General features: G+C 70.1%; 20 protein-coding genes and 1 pseudogene. 10 read left to right on the plus strand and 11 right to left on the minus strand.

Going from position 1 to position 24,706, the window contains the following annotated elements; translation table 11 throughout:
* Both ACIPJI_RS26550 and ACIPJI_RS26555 read right to left on the minus strand, forming a co-directional pair.
* Positions 1–1,929 carry a PAS domain-containing protein gene (locus ACIPJI_RS26550; RefSeq protein WP_402249287.1) on the minus strand — a complete coding sequence of 643 codons (1,929 nt, stop codon included), beginning with the start codon at positions 1,927–1,929 and terminating at the stop codon, positions 1–3.
* Between the two features lie 39 nt (positions 1,930–1,968).
* Positions 1,969–2,424 (minus strand): hypothetical protein, encoded by a 456-nt coding sequence (locus ACIPJI_RS26555; RefSeq protein ID WP_402249289.1) that lies wholly within the window; start codon positions 2,422–2,424, stop codon positions 1,969–1,971.
* Positions 2,425–2,734: 310 nt separating this feature from the next.
* Here ACIPJI_RS26555 and ACIPJI_RS26560 point away from each other — a divergent pair, with 310 nt between their 5' ends.
* The gene (locus tag ACIPJI_RS26560) at positions 2,735–4,039 is read left to right on the plus strand and encodes a diacylglycerol/lipid kinase family protein (protein WP_402249291.1); all 1,305 of its coding nucleotides are present in this window, start codon (positions 2,735–2,737) and stop codon (positions 4,037–4,039) included.
* Between the two features lie 105 nt (positions 4,040–4,144).
* Positions 4,145–4,552 (plus strand): SHOCT domain-containing protein, encoded by a 408-nt coding sequence (locus ACIPJI_RS26565; RefSeq protein WP_356620461.1) that lies wholly within the window; start codon positions 4,145–4,147, stop codon positions 4,550–4,552.
* 52 nt (positions 4,553–4,604) lie between these two features.
* Here ACIPJI_RS26565 and ACIPJI_RS26570 read toward each other — a convergent pair whose 3' ends face one another.
* The gene (locus ACIPJI_RS26570; protein ID WP_402249550.1) at positions 4,605–7,010 is read right to left on the minus strand and encodes a SpoIIE family protein phosphatase; all 2,406 of its coding nucleotides are present in this window, start codon (positions 7,008–7,010) and stop codon (positions 4,605–4,607) included.
* A 212-nt stretch (positions 7,011–7,222) separates the two neighbouring features.
* Entirely contained in the window at positions 7,223–10,999 is a 3,777-nt protein-coding gene (locus ACIPJI_RS26575) for a HAMP domain-containing protein (RefSeq protein WP_402249293.1), read from the minus strand.
* A gap of 307 nt (positions 11,000–11,306) precedes the next feature.
* On the opposite strand from ACIPJI_RS26575, the gene ACIPJI_RS26580 reads away from it, so the two are divergent.
* A complete protein-coding gene (locus tag ACIPJI_RS26580; protein ID WP_402249295.1) occupies positions 11,307–11,765 on the plus strand; it encodes a MarR family winged helix-turn-helix transcriptional regulator in 459 nt (152 codons plus the stop codon).
* Here the strand turns inward: ACIPJI_RS26580 and ACIPJI_RS26585 are convergent.
* Positions 11,751–12,116 (minus strand): ATP-binding protein, encoded by a 366-nt coding sequence (locus tag ACIPJI_RS26585; RefSeq protein ID WP_307705017.1) that lies wholly within the window; start codon positions 12,114–12,116, stop codon positions 11,751–11,753. The genes ACIPJI_RS26580 and ACIPJI_RS26585 overlap by 15 nt on opposite strands.
* Positions 12,117–12,353: 237 nt before the next feature.
* Between ACIPJI_RS26585 and ACIPJI_RS26590 the strand changes: the two genes are divergently transcribed.
* The gene (locus tag ACIPJI_RS26590; protein WP_356620457.1) at positions 12,354–12,857 is read left to right on the plus strand and encodes a MarR family transcriptional regulator; all 504 of its coding nucleotides are present in this window, start codon (positions 12,354–12,356) and stop codon (positions 12,855–12,857) included.
* A 631-nt stretch (positions 12,858–13,488) separates the two neighbouring features.
* Here the strand turns inward: ACIPJI_RS26590 and ACIPJI_RS26595 are convergent.
* The 3 genes from ACIPJI_RS26595 to ACIPJI_RS26605 form a co-directional block, all read right to left on the minus strand.
* Positions 13,489–13,839 carry a PRC-barrel domain containing protein gene (locus tag ACIPJI_RS26595; protein ID WP_307705019.1) on the minus strand — a complete coding sequence of 117 codons (351 nt, stop codon included), beginning with the start codon at positions 13,837–13,839 and terminating at the stop codon, positions 13,489–13,491.
* A 75-nt stretch (positions 13,840–13,914) separates the two neighbouring features.
* Positions 13,915–14,085, minus strand: a complete 171-nt coding sequence (locus ACIPJI_RS26600; protein ID WP_307705020.1) for a hydrophobic protein — start codon at positions 14,083–14,085, stop codon at positions 13,915–13,917.
* 116 nt (positions 14,086–14,201) lie between these two features.
* Positions 14,202–15,386 carry a PP2C family protein-serine/threonine phosphatase gene (locus ACIPJI_RS26605; protein WP_356620510.1) on the minus strand — a complete coding sequence of 395 codons (1,185 nt, stop codon included), beginning with the start codon at positions 15,384–15,386 and terminating at the stop codon, positions 14,202–14,204.
* A 218-nt stretch (positions 15,387–15,604) separates the two neighbouring features.
* On the opposite strand from ACIPJI_RS26605, the gene ACIPJI_RS26610 reads away from it, so the two are divergent.
* Positions 15,605–16,822 (plus strand): phospholipase D-like domain-containing protein, encoded by a 1,218-nt coding sequence (locus tag ACIPJI_RS26610; protein ID WP_356620455.1) that lies wholly within the window; start codon positions 15,605–15,607, stop codon positions 16,820–16,822.
* A gap of 760 nt (positions 16,823–17,582) precedes the next feature.
* Here the strand turns inward: ACIPJI_RS26610 and ACIPJI_RS26615 are convergent.
* Together ACIPJI_RS26615 and ACIPJI_RS26620 are read right to left on the minus strand one after the other, a co-directional pair.
* The gene (locus ACIPJI_RS26615) at positions 17,583–18,254 is read right to left on the minus strand and encodes a hypothetical protein (RefSeq protein WP_402249297.1); all 672 of its coding nucleotides are present in this window, start codon (positions 18,252–18,254) and stop codon (positions 17,583–17,585) included.
* Positions 18,255–18,316: 62 nt separating this feature from the next.
* Positions 18,317–19,333 carry a phosphotransferase family protein gene (locus tag ACIPJI_RS26620; RefSeq protein WP_402249299.1) on the minus strand — a complete coding sequence of 339 codons (1,017 nt, stop codon included), beginning with the start codon at positions 19,331–19,333 and terminating at the stop codon, positions 18,317–18,319.
* A gap of 510 nt (positions 19,334–19,843) precedes the next feature.
* On the opposite strand from ACIPJI_RS26620, the gene ACIPJI_RS26625 reads away from it, so the two are divergent.
* The gene (locus ACIPJI_RS26625; RefSeq protein ID WP_402249301.1) at positions 19,844–20,431 is read left to right on the plus strand and encodes a DUF488 family protein; all 588 of its coding nucleotides are present in this window, start codon (positions 19,844–19,846) and stop codon (positions 20,429–20,431) included.
* 82 nt (positions 20,432–20,513) lie between these two features.
* Here ACIPJI_RS26625 and ACIPJI_RS26630 read toward each other — a convergent pair whose 3' ends face one another.
* Positions 20,514–21,350 carry an SMP-30/gluconolactonase/LRE family protein gene (locus tag ACIPJI_RS26630; protein WP_402249303.1) on the minus strand — a complete coding sequence of 279 codons (837 nt, stop codon included), beginning with the start codon at positions 21,348–21,350 and terminating at the stop codon, positions 20,514–20,516.
* Positions 21,351–21,613: 263 nt separating this feature from the next.
* Here ACIPJI_RS26630 and ACIPJI_RS26635 point away from each other — a divergent pair.
* The 4 genes and pseudogenes from ACIPJI_RS26635 to ACIPJI_RS26650 form a co-directional block, all read left to right on the plus strand.
* Positions 21,614–21,820 (plus strand): annotated as a pseudogene (locus tag ACIPJI_RS26635) (alkyl sulfatase dimerization domain-containing protein); the annotation flags it as partial.
* A 130-nt stretch (positions 21,821–21,950) separates the two neighbouring features.
* Positions 21,951–22,301, plus strand: coding sequence for an alkyl sulfatase C-terminal domain-containing protein (locus ACIPJI_RS26640; protein ID WP_402249305.1), 351 nt, complete (start codon positions 21,951–21,953; stop codon positions 22,299–22,301).
* 377 nt (positions 22,302–22,678) lie between these two features.
* Positions 22,679–23,251 (plus strand): potassium channel family protein, encoded by a 573-nt coding sequence (locus ACIPJI_RS26645; protein ID WP_402249553.1) that lies wholly within the window; start codon positions 22,679–22,681, stop codon positions 23,249–23,251.
* Positions 23,252–23,464: 213 nt separating this feature from the next.
* Positions 23,465–24,655 carry a chloride channel protein gene (locus ACIPJI_RS26650; RefSeq protein ID WP_402249307.1) on the plus strand — a complete coding sequence of 397 codons (1,191 nt, stop codon included), beginning with the start codon at positions 23,465–23,467 and terminating at the stop codon, positions 24,653–24,655.
* Positions 24,656–24,706 lie beyond the last annotated feature (51 nt).

The following is a 24,706-nucleotide window of genomic DNA, read 5'->3' on the forward strand; positions in this document are numbered from 1 at the left end:
TCATGTCCCGAGCGCGGCCTCCGTCCACACGGTCTTGCCCTGATCGGACCATCGCACGCCCCAACTGTCCGCGAGTTCACCGCAGATGAACAGTCCACGTCCCCCCTCGTCACCGGCCCGCGCGTGACGCAGATGCGGCGCGGCAGGGCCGGCGTCCAGGACTTCGCAGGTCAGGGTGTTATGGACGGTGTTGCGGACGAGGCGCAGCCGGACGGGGGGACGGCCGTGCCGGATCGCGTTGGTCACCAGCTCGCTCACGATGAGTTCGGTGGCCAGGGCAGCATCGTCCAACTGCCACTGTCCGAGTCGGCCGGTGGCATGTCGGCGAGCCTCGGACACGGAGCTCAGCTCGGCGGGGATGTCCCAGGACGCCACGTCGGCCGGATCGAGTGCGCGGGTACGAGCCACCAGCACGGCCGCTTGGTCACCGGGGAGCATGTCGGCGACAACCTCCGTCGAGCCGGGGGCCGTTCCCTCGCGAAGCCGACGCAGAAGCCCGACGTCGGGGACGTGGCCGGAGGACAGAACGAGCATGCTGCCGACCGGGAGGGAGAATTCGTCGGCCGCGAACGGCGGCCCGTCCTCCCCCAACTCGGGCGTCTCGGGCAACGGAACGTCGTTCCAGGTCCCGTCCGGGCAGCCGACAAGCAGAAGCTGGCGGCCGGCGCGGGCGATGGAGCACTCCGATTTCACCGGGTCGTGGATCGCGTAGACGCACCCGGCGGTCAGAGGCTCGGACGGTGCGGCGGACGGACGTTCCTCGTCCAACCGCCGCACCGTGTCGTTCAAGCGGGCCACCACGTCATGGGGCTCGAGGTCGAGGGCGGACAAGGCATGTACCGCCGAGCGGAGTTGGACCATTGCGGCCGCCGCCTTGGGGCCCTGCCCGTCGACTTGGCCGACCACCATGGCGATCCGTGCGCCGGAGAGCGGGAGGACGTCGAACCACGCACCGGCCCCCCGGCCTGTGGGCCGGTAGCGGTGCGAGACGTCCACCGCACCCTGGCGGGTGAGGGACGGCCGGAGCAGATGTCCTTGCAGTGCGAGGGCCACGGCGTGCGCCTGCTCGTAGCGCCGGGCGTTGTCGATACACAGGGCGGTGTGCGAGGCGAGATTCATCGCCAGCCGCACGTCCTCGTCCTCGAAGGGGTCCCTGCGGTCCCGCCGGAACAAGGCGGCGCCCAGCGGCACGCCTCGGCATGCGAGCGGGGTGACGAGGTCGTCGGTGTTCTGCGACCGCTCGATGCGCGGCTCGAGTCGGCGCACCACGTCGTCGAATGCCGCCTGATCGGCAGCCTCGCCGACGACGGGGGCCTCGCCCGCCCCGCTCGGCCAGGCGGCCGCCCACCGAAGCGGGGGATGATGTCCTTCCGGTAGCGCCGACTCCTCCCTGTAGAGCACCGCGTCGGTCAGGGCGACTGCCGCGACATCGGCCAGGACCGGTACAGAGACCTCTACGAGGGAGTGCGCGCAACGCAGTGGATCCAGGCTGCGGCCGATACGCCGACCGGCTTCGTGCATGACGGAAAGGCGCTCGCGGGCCTGCTCACGGTGCGTGATGTCGACAGCCGCGGCCACCACGCCGATGGGCATGCCCTCGTCGTCCTCCAGCCGGAACATGGACGCGGAGAAGACATGTTCGCGGTCCGGGTCCACAGGTGGACAGCCGCGAACGCGCAGATCGAAGACGGGTTCGCCGGTGGCGAGCACCCTGCGTACGACAGGCTCGACCTCGTCGGCGTCGAACGGGGCGTAGACCTCGGCCAGTGGCCGGCCGACAACCGCCGACGGCGGGACGCCGCGCATCCCTATCGCTCCGGAATTGACGCGCAACACCCGCAGGTCGGGACCGAAGACATGCAGACCGACCGGCGACTGACTGAACATCGCCTCCAGCACCTTCGCGCCGACCTCGCCCGGTATCGACATCGTGCTCGCTCCTCGCCGGCTGATCACCGCGGACCGGTGTCACATGTGATGAGCGCTGCTGCGGCCGCCGGTGCTCCCCGTGGGGCCGAAGTCGTCCTTGCGGACCACGCACAGTCCCCAGATGACAAGGGCGTACAGGGCGATGGCCACGATCGACCAGACCGGGTAGTACGGCAGCGACAGGAAGTTGGCGATGATGAGCAGCCCCGCCAGAGCCACGCCGAGGACGCGCGCCCAGACGGCGGCCTTGAACAGGCCGATGCTGACGAGGATCGCCAGTGCACCGATGATCAGGTGCAGCCAGCCCCACGTGGTGAGGTCGAACTCGAAGACGTAGTTCGGGGTGTTGACGAAGACGTCGTCCTCGGCGATGGCCATGATGCCGCGCAGGACATCGAGTATTCCGGCGATCAGCAGCAGGACGGCGGCGAACACCACCAGCCCGCTCGCAACCGCTGTCGACTTGTGGGTGTCCCGCTCAAGAGTGGAGGTCATGGTTCCTCGATTCGGTTCTCGTCGGCCGTGTGCGCGGAGCACACGGTCCGGCCTGGCGGCGACCGGGCGGTCAGCGCGGGATCGCCTTCCTGCCGGTGGACCCGTCCAAGATCCACCGCGCAAGCCGATGCCGGCTCACATCCAGTCATCATGGTTCGCTCTGCGCGGAGGCGCTTCACCCGGAAGGGGTGATCGACGGGGCAACACACCGTGACCGCATCACTGTCGAACGCGCCATGCCCGCATCACTGGTCGACCATGAGGACATGGACGATGGTCGCTACGGGCAGCGAAGCGGAGGCTTGATCCCATGAGCAGGCGCTGGGCCGCGAGACTGGCACTGACCGGGGGTGTCGCGGCAGTGGTGGTGCTCCTCGCCTTCGCCGGGGTGCGGAGCCTGGCTCTCGCGGCGTTGGGACTGGCAGGGCTGGCCGTCGCCGCCGCCGGTGCGTGGTGGGTGATCGCGCACAGGGGCCCAGTCAGGGCGCTCGGCGTCCTGCTGGCCGTGGCCGCTCCGGTGGTCGTCGTCGTGCTCTACGTGACGGCCGGTCTGCTGTGGGTCGTGGTCGTGTCGTTCGCCCTGTGGGCACTGGCCGTCACCGCCGGCAGAACCGCGCTGCGCGCGGATCTCGGCCAGGTGGTCACGCCGGAGCGTCCCGCCCCTCCGGCGACGCGACCGTTCCTGATCATGAATCCCCGCTCGGGCGGGGGAAAGGTCGGGAAGTTCCGGCTGGCGGACAGAGCGAGGGAGATGGGCGCCGACGTCGTCGTGCTGGACCCTGCCCGTCCCCAGGACGTGGCAGAGCTGGCGCGACAAGCCGTTCACAAGGGTGCCGACCTGCTGGGCGTCGCAGGCGGTGACGGTACGCAGGCCCTGGTGGCCGCGGTGGCCGCCCAGTACGACGTTCCCTTCGTGGTGATCTCCGCCGGGACGCGGAACCACTTCGCCATGGATCTGGGACTGGATCGCGACGACCCCTCGGCGTGCCTGGACGCGCTGACGGAGGGCGTGGAGCTGCGCGTCGACCTCGGAGTCATCGGTGACAGGATCTTCGTCAACAACGCCTCCTTCGGGGCGTACGCCGCCGTGGTGGAGAGCCCTGCCTACCGGGACGACAAGATCCGAACGACCCTGCAGATGCTGCCGGACCTGCTGACGCATCACAGCGGGCCACGTCTGACCGTCCGCGCCGGCAACGTGACCATGAACGGGCCCCAGGCCGTGCTGGTCAGCAACAACCCTTACGCGATGTCCGACCCGGCAGGGCTGGGCCGCCGGGATCGGCTGGACTCAGGCGTTCTCGGAGTACTCGGGGTCAACGTCGCCAACGCCGCCCAGGCGGCCCTGCTGCTACGCGGCAAGAACGCGCCAGGTCTCGACGTGATCAAGGCCCGGGAAGTAGTCGTCGACGCCGACCCTCCCGTCGTACAGGTGGGCATCGACGGCGAGGCAGTCACCCTTCCTGCCCCCGTCCGTTGCCGCATCCGGCCCGGAGCCCTCCGGGTGCGCGTGCCTCTCAATCGTCCCGGTGTGGTGCCCTCCGCACCGCCGATGAACTGGCGCAGGGTGCGGCAGCTCGCCCTGACGGTCGGCCGGGCAGCGGCGGGCCAGTGAATCACCCGTCGCGGGTGATGGCATCGTCGGTGCGCCTGCCGAAGCTGGTGGCCACGACCGGTGCCGCACTCCGGCAGGCACCGTGGAGGGCCACGAGGAGTGACGATGGACAGCCACCTGTTCCTGGCGTACGACTACCCGGTGCTCGGCGCGTTCTGGACCGTGATGTGGATCTTTCTGTGGGTGATGTGGCTTCTGCTGCTGTTCCGCATCATCGTCGATGTCTTCCGCGACGACAGGATGAACGGGTGGCTGAAAGCGGCCTGGTTGATCTTCGTGCTGGTCGTTCCCTTCCTCGGTGCGCTGGTCTATGTGATCGCCCGAGGCAAGGGGATGGGTGAACGGGAGCGGCGGCACACCCGGGAGCAGAAGGCCGCCGTCGACGCCTACATCCGGGAGGCCGTCGGGGCCGGCAGCAGCACGGACGAGCTGGCCAGGCTGTCCGAGCTCAAGGCAAAGGGAGACATCACCGAGTCGGAGTTCCAGAAGGCCAAGGAGAAGATCCTGCACTGAGGTGGGGTGCGCGGACGGACAGGGACGGCACGCCGTGCGACGGCGTGCCGGCTCAGGACACCTGGATGCCGATGAGGCAGGTGTCGTCGTCGGTGTCCGACTTGCTGTGCGTCAGCAGTCGGTCCAGGCGACGGTCGAGGGTCGCGGCGGGGGTCTGAGCGGTCGTGAGCAGCTGGGTGAGCGAGTCGTGCACCGCCGTGTCCCGGCGCTCGACGAGTCCGTCGGTGTACATCAGCAGGGTGTCGTCCGGTTCGAGCTGGACCTCGCCCTCCTCGTACCGGGCGTCCGCCATCGCGCCGAGGAGCATTCCGCCGAGCAGCGGCAGGGTGTCGGCCTGCGGGCCGCGTACCAGGACGGGCGGCAGATGACCCGCTCTCGCCCAGCGCAGGACGCGGGTGTCCGGGTCGTACAGGGCGCAGACGGCGGTGGCGGTGACCTGTTCGGTGAGATGGTGCGCGACGATGTTCAGCCAGGACAGCAGCTGGCCCGGTCCGGCGCCGGTGACGGCAAGGCCGCGCATCGCGTTGCGGAGCACCACCATCCCCGTCGCCGCCTCGATGCCATGGCCGGCGATGTCGCCGACGCAGAGCAGGACCTGCTTGGACGGCAGCACCACGGCGTCGTACCAGTCGCCGCCCACGAGGGACTCCGCCTCCGCGGGCCGGTAGCGCACGGCGACCTGCAGGCCGGGTGCGGCGTCGAGCGGGGCGCGGGTCGGCGGCATGATGGCGTGCTGGAGCTGCAGCGCCAACCGGTTACGTTCGGCCGACTCCTGTTCGGTGTGGGCGAGTTGGTCGCGGGTGGCGGCGAGGGCGACCTCGGTCCAGTGCTGTGACGAGATGTCCTGGTAGGCGCCGCGCAGGGCCAGGAGGCGGTCGTCGGAGTCCAGGACCGGTTCGGCGATGACCCGGATGTGCCGGGTCACTCCGTCGGGTCGTTGCAGGCGGAACGCCGTCGACGTCGGGCGCCGGTGGTGGAGCACCGTCCGCAGGAAGCGGCCGATGGCCACCGCGTCGTCCGGGTGGGCGTACTCGGCGAGGTCCTGCAGCGACACCGGGCTGTCGCTGACGGCGCGGCCGTACAGGCCGTAGAGCTGTGCGTTCCAGGTGATCCCGCCCGTGACGAGATTCTCCTCGAAACCGCCGATCCGGCCGAGGCGCTGCGCGTGCTGAAGCAGGCTGGCGAGCCGAGCCGTCTCGTCCTCGATGCGCCAGATGAGGAGCAGGCAGCCGCCGTGCCGGCTGATGCTGAGGTCCGTGACGGACGCGAGCGGCACCTGGTCGACGAGGGCGGTGAGCGTCATCCGCTCGGCGCGGAAGGGCTCGCCGGTGGCGTAGACGCGTTCGATCTTTCCGAACAGTTCGGCGTCACCGGCCGCCATGGGGTACGCCTCCAGCAGCAGGGCCCCGTGGACCGCGCTGCGGGGACGCCCCGCGGGGTCGAGGAAACGGCTGTTGGCGTGCCGGATGAGGAAGTCGGTGAGGTGTCCGTCGGCGTCGAGATGGGGTACGAGCACCAGAGTGGGGTCGTACAGCCCGTCGGCCAGGTCCACGAGTTCCGAAACGCCGGCCGGTTCCGTTGCGCCGGCCAGGCCGGCGGCAGGGAGGCTCTCCAAGGTGTGCGCGCACAGCTCTGCGAGGGCCTCGATCTGACGGGCGATCGCCGGGGACTGCGGCGCCAGCGGCTGGGGCCAGCAGATCTCCAGTACGCCGTGGATACGGCCGCCGGTCCCGGCGGGCAGGGCGATCCGGCCTCCGTCCCGAGACTGGTTCTGCCCGATCGAGGGGACGCCGGCCTCTGCGAGGGACGGGATCCGTACCGTACGGCGCTCGCCGAGGGCCTGCCGGGCGACGGTCGCGACGCCGGGCGGCACGTACCGCCAGCGTCCTGCCTCGTCGGCACTGAATCCGGCGTGGCCGCGGAGGGTGAGGGAGGAGTCGGACCCGGCGGTCCAGACGGCCACCGCGGTCGCTCCGAGCGGTGCGAGGGCGTGTTCGAGGAGGGATTCCGCGACGGCCTGGGTGTCGCCGGCCGCCAGCGCGGCGCTCTCCGCGGTGCGCAGCCGGACGGAGACGGCCGACCCGGCGTTCTCCGCGCCGGACACGGGGCCGTTCTTCACCTGCCGGACGAAGTCCTCCGCAGCCTCGGTGACCTGGTCGCGTGCCGCCTGGTTGATGATGTCTGCGGCCAGCTCCAGCTGTGACATGTGGGCCTGCTCGGCGAGTTCGGCGAGTTGCCGGGCCGCTTGGGCAGGACCGCACCGGAGCCGTTCGATCATGATGCCCTTGGCCAGTTCGACCAGCGCACGGCCGTCGGCGGCGGCGTGGGCCGCCCGTACCTCCGCGCGCAGCCGCTCGACCGTGGCCGCCAGACGGCCGACCGACGAACCCTGCCGCGAGCCGCCCGGCGATTCCGGGGCGTCGGTCGCGGCCGTGGACCCTGAGTCGGCACCGGGCACCGGGTCCACAGGGCCGGGAGTGGGCGCGAGGATGTCGGGACCGGCCGTCGGCCCTGGGACGTGGGGGCCGGTCCGGGGCCCGGCGGGGGTGATCACCCGGCGGGCGACGACACGCGCCGGGGCTTCGGCCGGGGCGGTGGCCGCACCGTCCTGACGGCCTACGGGATCCGGAAGCGGGCCCTCACCCGTTCTGTTCGTATTCTCGGGGACGGTCACGACACCACCTGCGCGTCGCCGGATCCCTTGGTCAACCAGTGGCGGACGCACGCGATGAGGTCGTCGGCGTCCACCGGCTTGGTGACGTAGTCGCTGGCACCGGAGGCGAGGCTCTTCTCCCTGTCACCCGGCATCGCCTTCGCGGTGACCATGATGATGGGCAGGTCCTGGTGACCGGGCATCTGCCGGATCTCCGCGGTCGCGGCGTAACCGTCCAGCTCCGGCATCATCACGTCCATCAGGATCAGGGAGATTTCGGGGTGCTCGGCGAGCGCCTCGATCCCCTTGCGGCCGTTCTCCGCGTGCAGGACCTGGACGCCGTGCAGCTCCAGGATGCCGCTGAGGGCGTAGAGGTTGCGGGCGTCGTCGTCGACGACGAGGACGGTACGGCCGCGGAGCGAGCCGTCCACGGCCCGCGGCGTCTGCGGGCGCGGTTCGTCACCGCGTACGAGCGGGACGACGTCGCCGGGCTGGTCGGCGGACAGGTGCAGCGCGATCCGTTCCCGCAGTTCGTCCAGGCTCGACAGCAGCTCCAGCGGGCGCTTCCGGGAGCGTGCCTCGAGCGCCCGCTCGTGCGCCGCGTCGAGGCGGCGGTTGTTGTGCGCCAGTACGGGGACGGTCCGCAGGGCGGTGTCGCCGTCCATCGCGTCGAGGAAGCGCAGGGCCTCGCTGTCGGCCATGTCGAGTCCGAGGACCACGCAGTGGAACGGCGCGGCGGCGAGCGCCCCGGCAGCCTCCTGCGGTCCGACCGCCGAGACGAGCTCGATGTCGTCGCGGTCGCTGAGGTCTCGGCCGCCGGTGAGTTCTGCCACCGCGCTCTCGGCGACGAGGGACAGCAGTCCGCGCGGCCGCTCCTCGATCACGAGCAGCCGGCGCGGTCCCCGCGCCTCGGTCTCGGCGACCGCGTGCCGACGGTGGTCGGAGGGCTGCGATGCGTCGGCGGCCGTGTCGTCGGTGGGGTGTTCCGGCGCGCCGTCGACCTGGTCGCGGAAGTCGGCGCGGGCCACGGGGAGGTACAGCGTGAAGGTACTGCCCCGGCCGGGTGTGCTCTCTGCGGTCAGGGCGCCGCCGAGCAGGTGCGCGATCTCTCGGCTGATGGACAGGCCCAGTCCCGTACCACCGTACTTGCGGCTGGTCGTGCCGTCCGCCTGCTGGAAGGCGCCGAAGATGACCTCGAGCTGCTGCTCGGCGATGCCGATACCGGTGTCCTTGACCCGGAAGGCGACGACGGAGCCGCCACGGTGGACGGGCGCGGGCAACTCGCCGTCGGCGGCCGGCTCGATGCGCAGTTCCACGCTGCCGCGTTCGGTGAACTTGACGGCGTTGGAGATCAGGTTCCTCAGGACCTGCCGGAGCCGGGAGTCGTCGGTGAGGAGGTCGACCGGGACGCCGGGTGCGGTGCTGATCGTGAAGTCCAGGCTCTTCTGGGTGGTCAGGGGGCGGAAGGTGGCCTCGACGTAGTCGAGCAGCTGCCGCAGGTCGACGACCTCCGGATTGATGTCCATCTTGCCCGCCTCGACCTTCGACAGGTCGAGGATGTCGTTGATCAGCTGGAGCAGGTCGGACCCGGCCGAGTGGATGATGCCGGCGTATTCGACCTGCTTGGCGGTGAGGTTGCGGGTCGGGTTCTGGGCCAGCAACTGAGCAAGGATGAGCAGGCTGTTGAGCGGGGTCCGCAGCTCGTGACTCATGTTGGCGAGGAACTCGGACTTGTACCGGGACGCCAGCGACAGCTGCTGGGCGCGGTCCTCCAGTTCCTGCCTGGCCTGCTCGATCTCCAGGTTCTTGCCCTCGATGTCGCTGTTCTGGGCGGCCAGCAGGGCGGCCTTCTCCTCGAGTTCCGCGTTGGAGCGCTGGAGCTCTTCCTGCTGGACCTGCAACTCCTCGGAGCGCGCCTGGAGTTCGGCGGCGAGCCGCTGCGATTCGCCGAGCAGTTCGTCGGTGCGGGCATTGGCGACGATGGTGTTGACGTTCACGCCCAGCGCTTCCATGAGCTGTTCGAGGAAGTCCCGGTGGACGGGTGTGAAGGCGGTGAACGACGCCAGTTCGATGACACCGAGGATCTGGTCGTCGACGACGATCGGCAGGACGATCAGGCTGCCGGGCGCCGTGCGGCCGAGTCCGCAGGAGATGCTGATGTAGTCGCCGGGGACACCGTCGGCCAGGATCACGCGCCGGCTGCGGGCCGCCTGCCCGACCAGGGACTCCCCGAGCTTGAAGCGGTCGTAGCCGCTCCGGCCGGCGGGACGCCCGTAGGAGCCGACGAGCCGGAGTTCGGTGCCGTCGGCGGTTTCCTCCGCGAGGTAGAAGGCGCCGTACTGGGCGTTGACCAGCGGGGTGAGTTCGTCCATGACGAGCTCGGCGACCACTGCCAGGTCGCGGTGGCCCTGCATCAGACCGGAGATGAGGGCGAGGCTGGACTTCAGCCAGTCCTGTTCCTGGTTGGCCCGGGTGGTCTCGCGCAGCGAGCCGACCATCGCGTTGATGTTGTCCTTGAGCTCGGCGACCTCGCCCGAGGCGTCCACGGTGATCGACCGGGTCAGATCACCCTCGGCCACGGCGCTGGCGACCTCGCCGATGGCCCGTACCTGACGGGTGAGGTTGCCGGCCAGTTCGTTGACGTTCTCGGTGAGGCGCTTCCAGGTGCCGGAGACCCCTTCGACCTCGGCCTGGCCGCCGAGGCGGCCTTCGCTGCCGACCTCGCGGGCGACCCGGGTGACTTCGGCCGCGAAGGAGGAGAGCTGGTCGACCATGGTGTTGATGGTCGTCTTCAGCTGAAGGATCTCGCCGCGGGCGTCCACGTCGATCTTCTTGGACAGGTCTCCGTTGGCGACGGCCGTGGTGACCAGGGCGATGTTGCGCACCTGTCCGGTCAGGTTGTTCGCCATGGAGTTGACGTTGTCCGTGAGGTCCTTCCAGGTGCCGGCGACGTTCGGCACTTTGGCCTGGCCGCCGAGCCGGCCTTCGGTGCCGACCTCACGGGCCACACGGGTCACCTCGTCGGCGAACGACGACAGCTGGTCGACCATCGTGTTGATGGTCTCCTTCAGCTCGAGGATCTCGCCCCGCGCCGCCACCGTGATCTTCTGCGACAGATCGCCCTGCGCCACCGCCGTCGCCACCTGGGCGATCGAGCGCACCTGGCCGGTGAGGTTGCCCGCCATGGAGTTCACCGAGTCGGTGAGATCCCGCCAGGTCCCGGAGACGCCCTTGACGTCGGCCTGGCCACCGAGATTGCCCTCGGTGCCCACTTCACGGGCCACACGGGTCACCTCGTCGGCGAACGACGACAGCTGGTCGACCATCGTGTTGATGGTCTCCTTCAGCTCGAGGATCTCGCCCCGCGCCGTCACCGTGATCTTCTGCGACAGATCGCCCTGCGCCACGGCGGTGGTGACCTGTGCGATGTTGCGGACCTGGGCGGTGAGGTTGCCCGCCATCGCGTTGACGGAGTCGGTGAGGTCGGCCCATGTACCGGACACTCCCGGGACCTCGGCCTGCCCGCCCAGCGCCCCTTCGGTGCCGACCTCGCGGGCGACACGGGTCACCTCGGAGGTGAACACGGACAGCTGGTCGACCATGCCGTTGAAGACGCCCGCGATCTCGCCGAGCAGGCCGTCGGCGTCGTTCGGGAGACGGGTGCCGAAGTCGCCGTCGCGCACCGCGGTGAGCCCGGCGAGCAGCTGCCTCAGCTCAGGCTCCCCGACCTTGCCTGCGCCTCGGGCGCGTGAGCGCGGCACCGGACGCGGGTTCTCGACGGAAGTCTCAGCCATTCCCATTCCTCGTCATCCCTCGGCAGGTGTCCCGTCGAGCGACGCGACACCGACACGGCCCAGGAAAACCGGCCGCGCCCCACGACGTGTCGCCACCAGGCGCGACTGTTGTCGTACGGCAAATACGTCGGGGAGGCTACCCCGGAGGGAGGGACGGGGGAAAGCTGGGAAGGCGCGGGGGTAGGCTTTCCGCCGTGCCGCACGACGCGCCGGCAGTCGGCGTCGCCGGACCAGGGGCGCGGCAGACCGTCCGGCCGCCTTGGCCCGCGCTCCACCCGCAGACATGCACGCAGCCCGGAGTCCCCCTGTGACGAACCCCCCCACGCATGCGCCTCGCGAGCGCTCCCGCGAGACCGCGCGTGCGGCATGCGACGTCGTCGAAGTCCTGGAGGTCGTGTGGGAGCGGGGCAGGGACACCGTACTGACGGCCGTCTCGACGCCTCAGCTACGGGTGCTGCGCGCCCTGGAACGCGAGGACGGGGTCAATTTGCGCACCCTCGGCCACGCCCTCGGCTCCACCCCTCCCTCCACGAGCCGGCTGTGCGACCGGCTGGAGGGCCTCGGGCTCGTCGAACGGTCGTCGAGCGCCGTGAGCCGACGGGAACTGGAACTGCGCCTGACGAGCCGCGGCAAAACGTATCTGCGCGAGCTGCGGGAGAAACGGGAGCTGGAGTTGTCGGCAGCGCTGAACGTGATGTCCCCCGCACGGCGCGCGGATCTGCTGCGCGGCCTCAGAGGACTGAAGCAGGCGCTACCGGGACTGTGAGCGGCCCCAGCTGGCGCGCACCGTCTTGCCGCCGGAGTTCTCGAACACCTCGACACTGTCGGCGAGATGCTGCACGATGCGCCAGCCCCGTCCCCCGACCGCGTCCGAACCGGGATTGCGGAGCGCGGGAGGAACCCAGCTGGAGTCCTCGACGTCCACCACCAGGCCCCGCGGCTGGACCTGGACCTTCAGGCGCCACCAGCCGACGGTGTGCCTGACGGCGTTCGTGACCAGTTCGGACACCACCAGCACCACATCGTCGACGGCGGCGGAGACACCGCTGCGTCCGACGAATTCGGAAGTGGCCCGGCGGGCAGCCCCGATGTCGGCATCCGCCGAAGTAATGATCATCACGCTTCGTCCTCCCTTTCGTTTCACGGCTTTCACGCTGCCTCCCTATGGCGGCTACATGTGCAGCGTCAGCGGCCCCAAGTCCCCTTTCACAAACCCTGGTTATCGCGTGCCCCTGTTTGCGTACATGACACGGCCATGTTGCAAACCGGTACGGGTACGGCAATCCGGCCGCGACCGTCGCCCGCGGAAAGATATGGTTGCCGAAAGGACGTCTGATACGGAGTGCCACCAGCAATGGACGCGAACGCAGCCGCCGGGAGCGAGTCGCAGGACGCCACGCGGGCGGCACGCGAGCTCATCGAGCTGCTCGAAGTGCTGTGGGAGCGAGGCAAGGACATCGTGCCCTCGAACCCCGTGTCGGCCTCCCAGCTCCGTGTCCTCTACAGCCTGGACCGGGAGGAGGGCATCAACCTCCGCACCCTCGCCGAGCTGCTGGGCTCCACCCCTCCATCGGTGAGCAGGCTCTGCGACCGGCTGGAAGCCCTCGGCTATGTGCAGCGGGCCGCGAGCCCGGTCAGCCGCCGGGAACTGGAACTCCGCCTGACCACCCACGGCAGGACCTATCTGCGGAACCTGCGGGCGAAGAGACAGGACGCGCTGCAGACGGTGATCGCGGAGATGACCCCTGCGGAGCGCAGGGCGCTGCTCGCGGGGCTCACAGGCTTCCAGGACGCCTTGGACGAGACGGGCTCCGTCCCGCGGCGCAAAGTAGCGGGCGACGACGCCCGGTCCGCCTGACCGCAAGGACCGCCGGGCGTCGACGGGCTTGGTCCCTGCCGGACGGTCCGCACGACCGCGGGCCGGCCACGTCCGGCAGGGACCGGCGGGCCGGCCTCGCCGCAGAGGCCGACCGGCGGCCGATGACTGCGTCGTCGGCGCGCCGCCTGTGCGGCCGCCTCGAGAGGCTGGGCTTCGTGGAGCGCACCCCCGAGCGCGGTGTGCCGGCGTGAGCCGACGCTCCGCCTGACGAGCCGCGGCAGGGCGCCCCTGGACGAACTCCGGGTGCGGCACGTGAAAACGCTGCTGCCGCCGATCGGCGGCGTGACGGAGTGCAGGCCTCGGGATGCGGGCGGTTCGGCAGCCGGGCGGAAATGGAAATTCCAGGATTCATCGGAATCCTCGGTAAGGCCAGAACGCACTTCGGATCGCCGCGCCGCCGTGCCGGAAAAAATCCTCGAGCATGTCGGAGCGGAGGCCGAAGAACCTGCCGAGGCGCATTCCGAAAAGCCTGCCGGAGCAGAATCCAGCGACCGGCCCGAGCACATTCCGGGACGGCCGGAGGAAATTTCGGTAACGGCCGGAGCGGAAGCCCGAAACGGGGGCGAAGCGGGAAATCCCCGGTCCGCCCCCGCTCCGGGGAGTCGCCGCGTCAGCCCATGAAGCCGCCGTAGTAGCCGCCGAGCCTTTCCCGGTAGCCCGCGTCGTCCGCGTGCTGCTCCTTTTCGAACTCGGGCGCGTTCTTGATCTCTTCCTTGGTGCGGGAGACATGGATCGTCTCCGCGGCGATGTCGATGCCCGAAATGATGCCGGCAGGCAGCAGGACGTGCTTGCCGAAGATCCACGGGCCGGTGTCGACCACGATGTGCGCGGAACCCACCTCGTCGGAGTGCTTGTCGACCTTTCCGATGCCGCCGTCCGTCGCCTCGACCTTGTAGCCGACGAGACTGTTGTGCTCGGTGCGGCCGGAAGCGGGGGTGTAGGCCCAGAGGTTCGGGTCCATAGGATTTCCTCTCGTTCACGGGTTTTCGCGGGACGCCGCTGGTCGGCGACCGCCGGGAGTCAGGGAAACAACTACCTACCAGCGGTACCAGCGGCCCCGTCGTCCGCCTGAAGCGGGCGGCCGGACCACGAATCCGAGCAGCCACACCACAAGGACGATGACCGCGATCCACCAAAGCGCCTTGAGCGCGAAACCGGCTCCGAAAAGGATGAGCGCGAGCAATAGGACGAGAAGCAGGGGAACCATTTCTCATCACCTCCGGAATTCCGTCTGCCCGGTTCCGGAAGTGACATTCGCACAAGTTGTTCGGTTTCTCGGACGCCTCGCCGGGTACACGCGCGCGTCCGAAAAGGGCCGGACGATCACTCGGAGGCGGCCGCTTCGGTGCGTCCGTACCAGTCGAGGCAGACGACCAGGGCGTCGTCCTCGAGCGGGCTCTGTCCGTGGTGCCCGGCGAGTTCTCGCAGCACGGCTCCGGGCACCTGGGTCGGCGGCAGCAGAGCGGTGCTGGTCAGCGCCCGGGCCAGGGCTCGGTCCCCGTAGTGCTCCCCTGTCGGGGACACGGCGTCGTAGACGCCGTCGCTGCCGAAGAGCAGCCGGTCGCCGGGGCGCACGGTGAAGTGCTGCGGCGTGTAGACCGTGTCCTCGAACATGCCGAGGGGAAGCTGCTCGTCGAAGGGGATCGGCTCCACGGAGCGATCGCGCAGGCGCCACAGCCGGGGCGAGCCGGCGTCGACCGCTTCCACCGCGCCGGTGTCCAGGTCGAAGCGCAGCAGCAGTACGGAGACGTGGGCTTGCCCCTGGTACTCGGCGTAGACCGCCTGGTCGGCGAGGGTGGCCTGACCCGCGAGGTCGAGGCCGGCACGTCTGGCGTTGCGCAGAGCGTTCACGGCGAGGTTGGTGAGCAGGGCCGCTTCCATGCCCTCCCCCATGCCGTTGGTGATCGCGAGGGTCAGGTGGTCCGCGGAAGCGGACCAGTCGTAGTTGTCACCGAAGATCGCGTAGGCCGGCTCCAGTTGCGCGCCCAACGAGAACTCCGGACGGGCGCAGGAGCGGCCCGGTAGCAACTGCCACTGCATCTCGGCGGCCAGCGTGAACCGAGCGGCCCGGCGCGCCAGTACGTAGAGGTCGGTGTCCCGGTCGGCGACCACGATCTCGTGCCCCAGCGCCTCGCAGATGTGCAGCAGCTCCGGCAGGACCGCCTGAGTGAAGCCGTCCTCCGGCATGGTCACGGACAGCACGCCCATCCGGTCGCCGCGGACGGTGACCGGGAGGTGCACCTCGACCGCCCGGGCGGCGGGATCGTCGGAGACGACCGCTTCCTGGGCCCCGAACGCGCGACCCTGGGGGCTGTCGTGGACGGGCACGGAGTCGGGGGCGAAGGGCGCGGTCCCGACGATCTGAAGACTGCGCATGCTGTGGTCGGCGAGCCTGAGCTCGACCCGCCGGGCGCCGTAGCGCTCGCAGAGCTCAGCCGTCACGACGTGGAGCAGAGCATGGGGGGCGGCCGTGCGCAGCGCCCGTTCGACAGCAGTAAATGTGTCCACGTCGTTCCGCTTCTCATGGAGGGCGCCGACCGCTTCTCGCGCGGGCACCGTGCGTCCTCATCTTAGCGAACAGACAACAGTTGCCGTGAAGCAACACTTTCGGTCGCGGCCATTCCGGGCCGCCGCCGCTGCTGACCTGCGTCCGGGAGCCGCGTACAGTCGTCGGGCCCCAGGGCACGTGGACGAGCCACGCGCCCGCTCCCCCACCAGGTGATCCCATGTCGACAGGGCTCGAGCAGCCTGAGAGCGTCCCTTCGTGCCGGGAGAGACCCCGTACGTCCCGGGAGCGCAAGCAGCGCCTCCGCCGCCGCCTGGAGCGGCTGATCGGGATCGCCGCCACCGAGGGCAACGCACTGACCGTCCTGCGGAACGGCGACGAGATCTTCCCCGCCATGCTGTCGGCGATCGAGAACGCCCGGTACACCGTCGACATGATGACCTTCGTCTACTGGCGCGGGGACATCGCCCGGCAGTTCGCAGCGACGCTCGCCGCGAGGGCCCGCGCGGGTGTCCGCGTCCGGCTGCTGCTCGACGGTTTCGGCAGCCGGCTCATAGAGAAGGACCTGCTCGACGACATGGACCGGGCCGGTGTCGAAGTGGCCTGGTTCCGCAAGCCGTTGTCGCTGTCACCGTTCAAGCAGAACCACCGCTGTCACCGCAAGGTCCTTGTCGTCGACGAACAGACGGCCTTCACCGGCGGAGTGGGGATCGCCGAGGAGTGGTGCGGAGACGCCCGCAACGAGCACGAATGGCGCGACACCCACGTCCAGGTGCGCGGCCCGGCGGTCGACGGCATCGCGGCCTCCTTCGCCCAGAACTGGGCGGAGTGCCACGACCGCCTCTTCGACGAGCACGACCGGTTCGTCGAGCACCGCCCGAGCGGTAGCGCGACGGTGCAGGTGGTGCGCGGCTCCGCCAGCTTCGGCTGGCAGGACATGCAGACCCTGATCCGGGTGGCGCTGGAGTCCGCGGAGGAGCGGATCCGCCTGGCCACCGCCTACTTCGCCCCCGACCCCTTCTTCATCGACATGCTCTGCGAGGCGAGACGACGGGGTGTCGAGGTCGAGATCCTGCTGCCCGGCCCGCACACCGACAAGCGGGTCTGCCAACTCGCCGGACAGCAGCACTACGAACAGCTTCTGGGGTGCGGGGTCAAGATCTGGCACTACCGGCCGACGATGATGCACGCCAAGATCATCACCGTCGACGGTGTCGCCGGCCTCGTCGGCTCCACGAACTTCAACCGGCGCTCGCTCGACCACGACGAGGAGGTGATGCTCGCCGTGCTCGACGAGACGTTCACCGCCCGTCTTGACGCCGACTTCGATGCCGATGTGGCCGTGAGCGACCGGATCCTCGACGCCGGCTGGAAGCGGCGATCCCCCCTCCAGCGGATCCGGGAAGGGGCGGTCACGCCGATCAGACGCTTCCTGTGAGCCGCCGCCGCGGCCCTCGCGACAAGCCGGCCCTCGGCCGCGGGTACGGGGCCGGGCCCCTCGCCTTCCGGGCTCTCCCCGGTGCGGCGCCGTGCCGCCCGTCGCCCGGTGCGGGCCGCGCCGCCCGTGTCCCTGTGCGGCGCCGTGCCACCCGCGGCCCGGTGCGGGCCGCGCCGCCCGTGGCTCTGTGCGGGCTGTGCCGCCTGTGCTGTGTGCGCCGGTGCGGGGGTCTGCGGGGTCAGTGGCGGCGGGCGCCGGTACGGCCGCGGAGGGCGTCGACGAGCCCCCGGACGACAGACACCTTCGAGACGCCGTGCGGTCCCCTCCCGAGCCGGGAAGGCGGTGAGGCGGGACGCCGGCGCGGCGCGATGCCGTGCCGGCGTATCACACGGACGATCGTTGTCAGCGGCGTGGAAGACATGAGAATCCCTTCGGGTCGGATGCTGCGCGGACGGTCCGCTTGGACCCCGTTTGCCCCCTGAGGCTCGAGCCATGCCCGCTTCCCTTCGCGCGGAGCGCGTCTCCACTGTTCACTCACACTTCGCGGGCACGCGCTCGGCCCCGTTGCAGGGGCACCTCGAGCTCCCCAGCGGAGTTCCACGGCCGGGGTGGCGGGTTTTCCCTCGACGAGTCCTTCCTGGTCGACGCCGTCCTCGTCGACGAATCAGGTACGGATCTCCTCGGCCATGCGGTCACGGGCCGCGGCGTCGCGGGCGGTCTCCCGCTCCCCGCCCTTGAAGGGCCGCCCCCTCGTCGGTTCCTACCAGTCGACGTGTGCGCTGATCCATTTGGCCAGGCCTTCTTCGTCCCCTTCGGGGGGCAGCTCGGACGCGCAGGTGAGAGGGGTGTAGGACAGCTGGAGGTGGATGAGGTAGCCGTAGGGGCCATTGTCGGAAGCCGGCCCCAGAACCAGAGCGTGGGTGGGGGTACGCCAGATGCGGTGTGTGAGTGCGGGCGCGGGTTCCACCACGGCCGCGGCTGACAGGATCGTCCGCTCAGGAGCTGTGCCGAGGTGTTCGGTCACTGCCGGCGCCGCCTGAGCAAGAACGGCCTCACAGTCCTCGGTCGTGCCGGGTCTGCGGCCGCTCCAGCCGGGCAACTGCTGCCAGTCGTCCATGAGGCCGTACAGCCACGGACCGTTGGTCATGTCCTCGTCTTCCGGGTCCACAGGGTAGACCTCGCCGAAGACGAGGAAGTGCCGGGCGTCGGGACAGCCGAATGGAACATAGGTGTCGGCGCACAGGACGTGTGCGTGAGCGGTGCGGACGGAGTCGCAGACCAGGTCGTGCTCCCAGCTCCATCCTCGCTGCCGCATCTCTGTGTCGAGCGCTTGGTCGTCGGGGGGTGTCGGCACGGTCGGCAGAGCCACAAGCTCGGCGACCGCCGCCGCGGTCAACGGCCGATGGGCGAGGGCGTGAACGGATGTTGGCATACGGAGCACTGTAGAAGCGGTACCAGGCAAGCCCGAGGACGCAGGCGCCAGTTGTCCGCGTCTCAGCCACCGAATCGTCTCAGCAAGGTGAGTTGCTGAGGAATGCGTTCGTCGGACCACGACCTGAGCCAGCCCGCGTGGTCCGGACCGTAAGCCCGGGGGACACTTTCGACGCGCATGATCAGTGCGAGATAGATGCGGTACAACGCGAGCCGGACACGGGCAGCCTCGGTGTGCGTCTGCAGGCCGGGTTCGACGGAGCGGTAGCCCGCCATCAGGTCGGGGTCGTCCTCGGCGGCGTCAAGGGGGTCCAGACCGACGAGCTCTGCGAGGGGGTCACCGAAGAAGGCGCGCTCGCCGTCGATGAGGCCGCCGAACTGCCAGGTCCCGTTCGCGTCCCGGGTAAGCACCACGTTTCCGTCCCAGGCGTCGAAGTGGACGAGCGCGGGACGGTTCACCTCGTCGAGTGCGCGTGCGAAACGGTCGGGCAGGGCAGTGAGCGTGTCGGCGGCGGGCAGCGGGACGTCGAAGCGGGACGCGTCGTCGAGGACGGCGTGCATCATGCCGGTGAACGCCTCCCGCCAGGTACGGCCCTGGAGTCCGGGAACGGGCTGCGGGTAGCCGAAACGAGTTCCGGTGACCGCGGCCGTGCGGGCAAGGGCCTCTCCCAGGCTGTAGCGCAGGGCGGCCTGCCTGTCGGCGGGCAGATCCGCCCTTGTCTCACTCCAGGCACTGCCCTCGAGGTAATCGAGCAAGAGCCACTCGCCGGAATCGTCCAAGCCGGCCGGTTCGTGGTGAAGCACTGACGGGACGGCCACACCTCTGGCGGCGGCGAGGCGATGGAAGAGCGTCTCGGTTCCCAGCAGTCCTTGCTCGTGGGTGAGCGCGGGGGCATGGGCCTCCGGCGCGGACTTCAGCACCACGCTCCGCCCGTCGGCGAGTTCGAGCAGTTGGACGCAGTTGTACAACCCACCGGTCAGGACCCGTGATCCGACAACTTCGACCGGGCCGAGCACGCGCCGGACCCTCCGCACGGCGCGCTCGTCAGCGGCGCCGAGCGCCAGGGTGTCTGCGTTCACCAGGCACCGCCGACGGTCAGCCTCCGGACGGCCTCAGCGGTGGAAGGGCAGCAGAGGCCGATCGAGCACCACCGGCCTCCCTCGGCCGCGGTAAGCCCCGCCCAGGGATTGTTCGAAGCGCGGAGGACGGAACTCACGTGGAGACGCCCACACCGACGTGCGCGGGCCGATCGGCGTGCCCTGGACCAGCTCCAGGGAGAGCATGCGGCCTGGGCGCTGATGTCTCGCATCCAACCTCCTGTGTCGAAGCGCTTCGCAGCGTCCCTCCAACTGAAGCTTCGACACCGTTACAGCAAACCCCCGTCGGGTCAAGGCCTTTCAGAGGAGTCGGGCACCGACCAGGAAGACTGGGCGGTGCTGAACTCCCTTGTCAATCAGTCTTGCACTGCTCGAAGCGCTTCACCGATCCTGACCTTGACCGGTCCCCCGCTGAAGACGACCAAGTAGGGCGGGAGGGGGAGGTGCATCGCCGGCCGGAAGCTGCTGAACTCGATGTATGGACCTTGATGTATGGATCTTGATCGGACCGACTCTGCCGACGGGTTCACGATGCCCCGGCTCGAGCTGATCACCTTCGGCCACAGCACCGCAGACCGAGGAGCCCTGGCAAAACTCCTCCGCGAAGCGGACGTTGCCGCCGTCGTGGACGTGAGGACCGCTCCCGGCAGTCGCCGGGACCCGGACCTGTCACGGCAGCGGCTCGAGCGGTGGATGCCCGAGGACGAGGGCATCGCCTATCGGTGGGAGCCGCGCCTGGGCGGCTTCCGCAAACCGCCGCCCGACTCTCCCGACACGGTATGGCGCAACGAGTCGTTCCGCGGGTACGCCGCTCATACCCGCAGCCCGGAGTTCGTCGCCGCCATGGATGCCCTCGTGCACCAGGCGGGCGAGGAGCGCACTGCGGTGATGTGCAGCGAGGCGGTGTGGTGGCGATGCCACCGGCGTCTGATCGCTGACTTCGCCGTCCTGGCCCGCGGCGTGCTCGTCCACCACCTGATGCACGACGGACGCCTCACGGCGCACAGTCCGACGCCAGGCGTGCGCCTCCGTAGTGACGGCCTTGTGGTGTACGACGACGCCTGCTCGCCGCCGCCGTGAGGTAAGCCGCTCGGCGCCGAGGGGCGACACCGCGGACGTAGTCCTCGCCGAGACCCGCATCAGCGAGGTGATGTCCTTGAGGTCACGGCCGACCCGCTGCCGGGACGGTGACTTCCGTCATGAGGACCTCGCCGGTACCCGCCGGGACCGGCTCCGGTCCGTCGCTCCATTCGGCCGCGACCACGAACAGGGTCGTGCCGTCGGGGCCGCCGAGCGTGCAGGCGAAGCCGCCTCGGTCCAGTTCGACGGTCTGCAGGACCCGGCCGCCTTCGGCGACCCGCACGCACCGCTTGCCGGGCACGTCGGCGTACCAGACGGCGCCCTCGGCATCGAGGCAGATCCCGTCCGGGGTGCCTTCGCCGAGATCGGCCCACACCCGCCGGCCGGAAAGCCCGCCGTCGGCGTCGATGTCGAAGGCCGCGAGGCTGTGGCCGTAGGACTCGGCGACGACGAGGGTCGAGTTGTCGGCGGTCACCGCCATGCCGTTGGGGAAGGCGAGGCCGTCGGCCACCTGCCGGACCGCTCCGTCCGGCGTGGCCAGGACGACGACGCCCGTCTCGTACGGCGCGCCGGCCATCATGTCGAAGCCGATGCTGTTGACGTAGGCGTTGCCGCGGCCGTCCACGACGATGTCGTTCCAGCCCGGCCGCCTGCCCAGCTCGGCATGCGTGACCAGCGAGCCGTCCAGCTCGCGGCGCAGTAGGAGCCCGTCGGGGGACGAGACGAGCAGCATTCGCCCGTCCGGAAGGAAGGCGGTGCACAGCGGCAGCGACTTCAGGCGCGCGACCGTCTCGCTCTGGCCCGCGAGGTCCACGGCGATCACCTCGCCGGCGGACCAGTCGGAGAAGTAGAGCCGATCACCCTGCCATCGTGGCGACTCCACGAGGCCGTGTCCGGTGAGCAGTGTTCGCAGAGCCACTTTTGCCTCCGTCGTCGGCCATGTACCCGTTCTGACCGCCGGCCGACGGAAAACTCATCGCCCGTGGCCGGCCGAGCCACACTACGAACCGCCGTCGGTGCCGCATCCTCACCCAGGCCGAGGTTGCTCACGGGCGCCCCTTTCCCGAGGTGCGCGTCGGCTTCGCCTCCCGCCACTGGCCGACCTGGGACCACGACAACTTGGTCCACCTGCTGAGCGACCAGCGGGACCTGTACGCCTACCTGCACGACCAGACTCTCCGGATGCTCAACGACGGACTCGTGGCCGCCGAGATCGCGGAGACGATCCAGTTGCCGCCGGCCCTCGAGGAGGCCTGGAACACACGCGGCTACTACGGCTCGCTCAGCCACAACGCCAAGGCGGTCTACCACCGGTATCTGGGGTGGTTCGAAGGCAATCCCGCCACCCTGTGGGAACACCCGCCCACCGAGCAGGCGAAGCGGCACGTCGATCTCGCCGGGGGCCGGGACAGCGCCTTGGCCAAGGCGCGCGCCTACGCCGAGAAGGGGTTCTCTGACCACCGCCCTCGAGCTGCGCTCCGGCGTCGGAGGTCACGTCGCCGATGTCACCAATCCCGAGATGATCGTGGCTCTCACGACCGAGCAGTTGCTCGACTCCGTCGCCATCAGGTTCGACGGGCCCCGGGCCGGGGGCGAGGATCTCACCATCGACGTGGTCCTTCCCGAGGAAGGACGCAGGCATCGGCTGACCCTGCACAACGGCGCTCTCCCGCACCGGCCCGTGGATGCCGACAGCCCGCCCCGCACACCCGCCGGGCTCACGCTCACCGTCAGCAGACCCCAGCTGATCGGCCTCCTCGCGGGCCAGGGCGTCGAAGAGGTCGAGCACGACGGCGACCTCGGCCTGCTCGAGCGCCTGTTCGCGCTCACGACCGTCCCGGCCAAGCGATTCCCGATCGTCACGCCGTGAGACGCCCCGGCCCCCGACGCGGGGACCGCGGCCGTAGGGCCGGAGCATGGTGGGTATGCAGCCGCGTGGGGAGTTCATCCGGCCGGCCGAACGCGGCCGGCCGCTCCGGTAGCGGGACCCGGAAGGAGCGCTTTTGCTGGACTGGCGGGTCTCCGCCGCTCGCGAACCATCCCCCGAGTGCCCTCTCAGGAGATCCGTATGGAACCCCAGCCGAACCGGCCGGATCGATCACACGGCATCCCCTCTCCGGCGGGGGTACGGACCGGGGTGCCGGACCTCGAGCGCCGCAGCGCGGAGTTGGAGAGGGGCGGGAGGCCGCGCCGTCACCGGGGGCGCTCAGCCCGCCTGCGGGACGGCGAGAGAGCGCCACGCCCCTCATGAGCACGCCGCAGGAACGTGACCAGGGCCGGTGGCTACGCTCCGGCCGCCTGCGTCTGCTCCTGTCACTCCTGCGTGCGTCGGTCGTGGTGGCCGCGACCACCACGGCGTACTACCTGCTCCCCTTCGACCGTGATGTCGACGGGAGCACCGCCACGGTTCTCGCCCTGGGACTGGTGGGAATCGGAGCGTTGCTCGCCCTGCAAGCCGTCAGCATCGCCGCCTCGTCGTACCCCCGGTTGCGCGCCGTCGAGGCGCTGACCACAGCCGTCCCTCTCTTTCTGCTCCTGTTCTCGGCCACTTATCTCCTGTACGCCGAGGAGCAGGGAGCGCGCTCCTTCTCGGAACCGCTCGACAAGACCGACGCCTTGTACTTCACGGTGACGGTCTTCGCCACCGTCGGCTTCGGTGACATCGTGCCCGTCTCTGAGACCGCGCGGGTGCTGACCACGATTCAGATGGTGGCGGACCTCATCCTGGTGGGCCTGATCGCCAAGGTCATGGTCGGTGCGGTACAGGTCGGGCTCGAGCGACGCCGGTCCTCCTCCGCGCCGGAGCAGCGTGAACCATGACCCTTTCGTCCCGCGTCCGGAAGGACTGACCCCCTGACGGCGCCGAAGGCCCCCTCCCCACAGCCCGCCCAGTCCGCCGAGGCCGACCGGCTGCGGGATCTCCTGCGTACACCCGCATACCGCAAGGTCCTGGTCTTCAGCGCTCTGATCGGCATCCCGATCTCCCTGGCGGCGTTCTGGTTCCTCGTCGCCCTGCACGAGCTGGAGCACGTGATGTGGGCGGACCTGCCGAAGGCGTGGGGTTGGGACGTCCCTCCGGCCTGGTGGCCGCTGCCCCTGCTCGCCGTCGCCGGCGTCGTCGTGGGGCTGGTGGTGACCCGTCTGCCCGGCGCCGGCGGTCACGTTCCCGCGTCCGGCCTGCACCCTGGAGGGGCCTCGGCGGCCGCTCTTCCCGGGGTGGTCATCGCCGCGACCGCGAGCCTGCCGCTCGGTGCGGTCCTCGGCCCGGAGGCGCCACTGATCGCGCTCGGCGGTGGTCTGGCCCTGCTCTTCCGGCATCTCGTCCGCGCCCCCGCCACCCCGGAGAGCACCGCACTGCTGGGTGCGGCCGGCGCGGCGGCGGCCATCGCCGCGATCTTCGGCAATCCGCTCATCGCCGCGGTGCTGTTGATCGAGGTGGCGGGTGTGGGCGGACCGCAACTGTTCGTCGTCATACTTCCCGCGCTTCTCTCGAGCGGCGTCGGGGGGGTCGTGTTCACGGGCTTCGGACGCTGGACGGGGCTCGAGACCGGCAGTCTCTCCGTCCACTTCCCGACATCGCCGCCGCGTCTGGACGCCGGGGACGTGGTGTGGTCGATGGTGCTGGCGGTAGGCATCGGTGTGCTGGTCCACCTCGTGATCGCCGGGGGGCGTCTGACAGCCGCTTTCGTGGCGGGGGCCCCCTTCGTCCGTACGGTGGTCTGCGCTGTGGCCGCCGGCGGCTGCGCGGCCCTCTATGCGGTCGCCACGGGCCGCACTCCGGTGGAGGTCGCCTCGTCCGGCCAGGCCACGTTGACCGGGTTGGCTGCCGATCCGCATGCCTGGAGTGTGGGTGCGCTGCTGGCCGTCCTGCTGTTCAAGTTCGCCGCGTACGCCCTGTGCCTGGGCAGCCTGCGTGGTGGCCTGGTGTTCCCGGTCCTGTTCCTGGGCGCGGCGGCAGGTGTGCTGCTTGCTCCGCTCCCTGGACTCGGGGTGATCCCCGGTGCTGCCGCCGGGATGGCCGCGGCCTCGGCAGCCGCGCTGCGGCTCCCGGTCAGCAGCGTGGCCCTGGTCGTCCTGGTTCTCGGGAACGCCGAGACGATCCCGGTGGTGATCCTGGCGGCCGTGACCGCCTTCGTCACCACGGAACTGCTCCCGCAGGGCCCGGCGGCCACGCCGCAGCCCCCGCGCGAGAGGGCTGCGGGCGGCGGCAGTATGAGGTCCTGATCGGAGGTGGAGGAGCGTCGTCCTCTACACCGGCAGCCCGCCGGCGTGATG

The organism is Streptomyces sp. NPDC086835, assembly GCF_044745705.1.
In the GTDB taxonomy this organism is placed as follows: Bacteria; Actinomycetota; Actinomycetes; order Streptomycetales; family Streptomycetaceae; genus Streptomyces.